The sequence below is a fragment of the Mycobacterium sp. genome, assembly GCF_050701675.1.
Taxonomy (GTDB): Bacteria; Actinomycetota; Actinomycetes; order Mycobacteriales; family Mycobacteriaceae; genus Mycobacterium.
The window spans coordinates 1-5,178 of the sequence record NZ_JBOGDD010000072.1 but is presented as its reverse complement, the minus strand read 5'-3'; the positions used below and the strand labels follow the sequence as shown (position 1 = coordinate 5,178).

5 protein-coding genes and 1 pseudogene are annotated in these 5,178 nt (G+C 68.0%); 4 read left to right on the top strand and 2 right to left on the bottom strand.

Annotation, left to right across the window (positions count from 1 at the left end; all coding sequences use genetic code 11):
- A partial coding sequence (locus ACRDUX_RS02210) for a hypothetical protein (protein ID WP_526410583.1) occupies positions 1-105 on the bottom strand: 105 nt, incomplete at its 3' end.
- 31 nt (positions 106-136) lie between these two features.
- On the bottom strand, positions 137-844 hold the full coding sequence (gene imuA' / locus ACRDUX_RS02205) for a DnaE2-dependent mutagenesis accessory factor ImuA' (RefSeq protein WP_526410581.1): 708 nt from the start codon (positions 842-844) through the stop codon (positions 137-139).
- Between the two features lie 329 nt (positions 845-1,173).
- Between imuA' and ACRDUX_RS02200 the strand changes: the two genes are divergently transcribed.
- The 4 genes and pseudogenes from ACRDUX_RS02200 to ACRDUX_RS02185 all read left to right on the top strand — a co-directional run bounded on the left by ACRDUX_RS02200 (position 1,174) and on the right by ACRDUX_RS02185 (position 5,094).
- Positions 1,174-1,425 carry a hypothetical protein gene (locus ACRDUX_RS02200; protein ID WP_526410579.1) on the top strand — a complete coding sequence of 84 codons (252 nt, stop codon included), beginning with the start codon at positions 1,174-1,176 and terminating at the stop codon, positions 1,423-1,425.
- Between the two features lie 49 nt (positions 1,426-1,474).
- A pseudogene (locus ACRDUX_RS02195) lies at positions 1,475-3,111 on the top strand (S53 family peptidase).
- 73 nt (positions 3,112-3,184) lie between these two features.
- The gene (locus ACRDUX_RS02190; RefSeq protein WP_526410577.1) at positions 3,185-4,411 is read left to right on the top strand and encodes a zinc ribbon domain-containing protein; all 1,227 of its coding nucleotides are present in this window, start codon (positions 3,185-3,187) and stop codon (positions 4,409-4,411) included.
- Positions 4,408-5,094, top strand: a complete 687-nt coding sequence (locus tag ACRDUX_RS02185) for a hypothetical protein (RefSeq protein ID WP_526410575.1) — start codon at positions 4,408-4,410, stop codon at positions 5,092-5,094. Before ACRDUX_RS02190 ends, ACRDUX_RS02185 begins: the two co-directional genes overlap by 4 nt.
- Positions 5,095-5,178 lie beyond the last annotated feature (84 nt).

Genomic DNA, 5,178 nt, shown 5'->3' with positions numbered 1-5,178 from the left:
GGCCGACGCCGAGCAGGCGACAACGCGATTGGCCAGCGTGACGACCACGGGGTCGGTTGCCGCCAGACCCGCCGCAGCGGCCGCCGCCACCGCGGGCCAGTCCATGCACCAGATGGCCAGCACCCGGCCGGGCACGTCATCCGCCCACTACGCGAGCGTGGCCGCTGGCCCGACCCGTGGCCCTGGTCGCCAGCCGCACCCGACTGATCCGCCCACATCCTGGCGTAGGCGCACCGGCGCCGGCCCCCGTCACCTCATAGCCACAGACCCTGGACTCCAGCCGGGCCGACGCACCGTGCCAGTCACCGTCGGTGATCAGGAGGGTGCACCCCTTTTGCCGGGCCCTGGCCGTCACGGCACGCGCCCGGGTCGGCGCCACCGACCGTCCGCCCAGGTCGAGCACCACCAGATCCAGACCGTCCATCAGCACCGCGGCCACCTCGACCGGATCGGCACCCGGATCGGGGATCACCGCGAGCCTGCTGAGGTCGGCGCCCATCTCGACGGCAGCAAGCAACCCCACGTCGGGCTGGCCCACGATCGCCGCGTGTCCGCCCGCCGCCGTCACCGCCGCCACCAATCTCAGCGGCAGGGACCGGGCCCCCGACAACACCGCGACCGTGCCGCGAGGCAACGAGGCAGGCAGGAGATCGGCTAGCGATTCCGGGATGGGTAGCAAAGTTTCAGAGGCGGGGAGCGAGGTGGGCGACGGCATGGATCCGCGCTGCGTCGGACCCACCTTGCCCGACGCTCTCCCGGACACCTCGGCCATCTTGCGCCGTAGGTGTTCTACCTGCTCAGCGCGATTTTGCGCCGGCATAGTCACATTCATCACGACTGCCACGAGAACACCTTCCGCACCATCAGACTCGCCTCGTATTCGAAAGTATGTTCGATACGACGAGTAAACACTCACCCTCTGACACCGTCAAGCGGATCGGGCGGGACGGGTGACGGTGAGCGCTTGCGCGAAGAGCAAACGGACCTGGGTTCTACGCCTCCAGAGAAATGCCTGTGCGGCCATTCAGCCAGTACGTTAGAGTTCGGGCACCAGAACCCGCTTCGGGATGGGGCTGGTGCACGTTTGCGACGCTCCGGGACGTGCGGAATCGCCTCGGCGATTCGCCGAAGGTCATGCGTTGACAACTCGGGGATTAGTAAGGAACAAGCATCATGAGGTCAAATCGTCTGGCTCGCCGTGTCGCGGCCTACGCGGGAGGCGCTGCCATCGTCGCGATGGTCGGCCTGACCGCGGCGTGCGGTGGCGGTGCGGAGAAGGCACCCGAAACGTCGACCACTACGACTACCACGACGCCTTCAGCGACGCCCACCGAGAAGTCGATCAACCCCACGGGCGGCAACCTGTTCACGCCACCGATCAAGGCGCCTGCCGCGCCGACGGCCATTCCTGGCACCCACAACTGACATCACACGGTCTCGAGAACACTTCGCGGGACCGTCACACGACGACGCAATGCCGTCACAGACGCTGACACCAACCACGACCAGGCACGCGAGTTCCTGGGCGTGGTTGTTGTCCGTCGTCCTCGTCGGCGTCCTGGCACTCGCATCGGATCTGCGGATCACTCCGAGTGCCGGAACGCCAGGCTTCATCGAGGGCCCCTTCGCGTCGTTGTTGGCCTCCTCAACCGATCTGGGGCCAGCACGTGGTGACCACGTTCAGCTCACTGCGATGCTGCACGACCACACGCGCCCAGATGCGTTGATCGGCTGGGCCGGCGAGCACGGTCTGGCCGTGCAGTGGCGTACTAGCGACGGCTGGGCAGTTCTCGAGGGCACCCCCGACCACGTGGCGGACGCCTTCGGCGTCGAGGTGCACGACTACCGCGGTCAACGCGGCCAGGAGTTCTACGCGTCGCCGCAGCAGCCGGAGGTGCCGGCGACGTTGCGCGACGAGGTCACCCAGCTGGGCCGAATCCTCAGCTACACACCGCATCACGAGTCCCGGCCGGACATCCTGCCGCTGGACGTGCCGGACCGCGGCCTGACCCCCGCCGCTCTACTCACCACCTACAACGCGGCAAGCTTGGCGCGGGACGGCTTCACCGGTAAGGGCACCACGATCGTGATCTTCGCGTTCAACGGCTTCGCCCAGTCCGACCTCGACGCCTTCGCCACCATGAACGCACTCCCCAGTTCACCCCGAAGGTCGTCGGTGACCAGCTGGCCGAGCCGTACGGCGAGACGACGATGGATCTCGAAGTCGCCCATGCGATTGCGCCCGATGCGCAGAAGGTCGTCGTCAACGCTCGTCCGACCGTGGAGGGCGACGGCGCCTTCCAGAAGATCGGCAAGATGTTCGAGGACACCGACCGTCAGTTCCCTGGCGCGATTTGGACCCTTTCGATCGGCTGGGGTTGCGACAAACTGCTCACCGCAGCGGATTTGGCGCCGGTTCGCGCCGCGCTGGCCACCGCCCACAGGCACGGCACCACGGCATTCAACGCCAGCGGCGACCTCGCCGGGCTCGAGTGCAAGGGCGGCGACGACTGGGACTCCCCGCCGGGTCCGTCCGACGTCGGGCTGGATTCCATTGCGTCCCTTCCCGAGATGACCAGCGTCGGTGGCACCACGCTGTCCACCGACGCCCAGGGCCGATGGCTGGCCGAACAGGCCTGGTTCGACGTCCCGCTCTCCCAGGGCACCGGCGGCGGGGTGTCGTCGCTCTTCGGCATGCCGCCGTGGCAGCGCGTCGCGGCGGGACAGGTTCCGGCCAACCGCAATACGGGTAAGAGGCTGACCCCCGACATCTCCGCCGTCGCCGACCCGTTCACCGGCGTGAAGATCGTGCTCAACGGAGACAACGTCGTTGGCGGCGGAACCTCGCAATCGGCACCCATCTGGGCGGGCTTGGCCGCGGTGATGACCCAGTTCCTGAAGGCAAACGGCGGCGGCGGAATCGGTGACATCAACCCGCTGCTCTACCAAATCGCCCAGGGCGCCCCACTGCCCGCCTTCCGCGACGTGACGCTCGGCGGGAACGCCGTCGACACCGCTGGGCCCGGCTATGACCTTGTTAGCGGACTCGGCACCCCGGACGTCGACAACCTCGCCCGCAACCTGCTCACCCTGCAGAGGATCACCCAATGACCACCCGAAGACGATCGCGAGTGAGGATCGCAGCGAGGCACGAGCGAGGACCGGAGCGAGCGGGAGTCGAGCCATGACCGAGTCGGAACCAGAGGACCCCACGCCCGGCATGGTCGAGTGCTCGGTGTGCCGAACCGACGTTCCCGAAGGTGAATTCTGCGGTCTGTGCGGAGACCACCTGACCGATCACCGCGCCAAGGGCCCAAAGTGGCTGCGGATGCGCGCCTACAGTGCATCGCCCGGCGAGCATCTGCTGAGACCGAACATCGTGAGTTCGCTGTTCCCTCATCTGTCGCCGAGCTCGCGCCTGCCGTTCCTGCTGGGTTTGGGGGTGATCCTCGCCGCCCTGATCGCCACCGCGCTGCTGCGCCTACCCGCCGCGCTGATCACCGTTGCCGCACTTGGACTTCCCTTGTTGTTCCTCATCTATCTGCAGGAGTCCGACGTCTACGACGACGTGCCGACCTCGACCCTGGTGACCACGGCCGGTTTGGGCATCGGCCTCGGCGTGGGGTGGGTGCTCCTGACGGGGGCGGCCGTCGCGCAGGCCTACGACGTCGGACTGGGCATGGGCATCGCGGGGTCGCGGATCCTTCGCGACGGGCTCGGCGTGCCCATCGGCGGCCTGATTCTCATGCTGGTACCCGCAGCGCTGGTGCGACTGGTGCGGCCAGGGGAACGCGAAGCCCTCGACGGCTTCGCCATCGGCGCACTTGGCGCACTGATGTTCACGGCCGCAGCACAAATGACGCGCCTCGCTCCCCAGTTCGCGGGCGGCATGGTCGCCCGGGCCAGGCCGATGAACGGTTTGATCGTCGAGGCGGGCATTCGCGGCGTGGCGGTGCCTCTGACAGCGGCGGCAGTCGGCGGTCTCATCGGCACCGCCCTGTGGTTCACTCGCCCTGCGAACAAGAAGCACCAGCACCGCAACTTCGTCCGCATCGCCCTCACCATCTTCGCCATCGCGGTGCTGGTGATGTACGCCGTGCTCGGGCTCGTCGACGTCGCGAGGTTCCCCCAAACCCTGCAGCTCGCACTGCATCTCGCGGTGGCGGCGGCGGCGTTGCTCGCCCTGCGGGTCGGCCTGCACCTTGCGCTCTTGCACGAGGCGCACGACGAGATTCTCTCCGATGAGCCACTGCTGTGCCCGCACTGTGGTCACGTCGTGCCCGACATGGCCTTCTGCGTCGCCTGCGGCGCAGCCACCAGGGCCTCCTCCCGATCGTCACGGCAGGCACGACGGGACATCCGGCCCGTGCGCGTCGAGACGGGCCCCGAGCCGGGAGCAGACGAGCAGTGACGACGGTCGTTCCCGGCTACTCGACGCACGCGGGCACCTATACAGCGCCGATCCTGCCCAAGACCTCGCACCGCCGCCTGCTCGTCGTGTGGGTGGCCGCCATCGGCGTCGTCGCCGCGGGCCTCGTCGCCATGTCAGGCGCCATGGAGAAACCGTCGGCCCGGTACGTGTGTCCGCCCGAATGCGGGCGGCCACCCATGGGCCAGCCCGTCACGATCAACCCACGCTTCACCGCGGCCGACGGGGCGTTCTCGGTCTCCTATCCAGCGGCCGGGTCGGCGTACAAGGTGACCACCGGCGACCGCGGCGTCGTCGCCGATCTGCTGGCGGGCGACGGCGGCACCATGCGGCTGTTCAGCGAACCCGCTGCGGGCCGCACGCCGAAGGACATCGCCAACGAGCTCGTCAAGCAGACCTTCCCCGACACCAAGACGGCCTACGAGATTCCCAACGCGATGGTCGGATACCAGCCGGGGTACGGGTTGGTCGCCGACTGCTGGCCGCAAGGAGCCACCGCCAGCTACTCCCGGATGCGGGTAGTGGTCATGGTGGCCGTGAAGAACGGCCTCGCACTGGTCGCCGGGGCGGTCGGGCCGTACCACGCATTCGGTCCTGACTTCGGCTCCGGCAAGCCGTCCGCGGCGAACCTTCAACTCGCCCTGGACATGGGCAAGTACGTCTAATGCTTATGATGGCTAGGCGAACCGGTGCGCTGTCTCCTCGTCTCGAGCGACCTGTATCGCGCCGCGCCGTTATTGGATTACCCC

Bases quoted from the DNA above. Each gene is read 5' to 3' on its own strand.
- ACRDUX_RS02200 (WP_526410579.1), top strand. From the start codon at position 1,174: ATGAGGTCAAATCGTCTGGCTCGCCGTGTCGCGGCCTACGCGGGAGGC.
- ACRDUX_RS02190 (WP_526410577.1), top strand. From the start codon at position 3,185: ATGACCGAGTCGGAACCAGAGGACCCCACGCCCGGCATGGTCGAGTGC.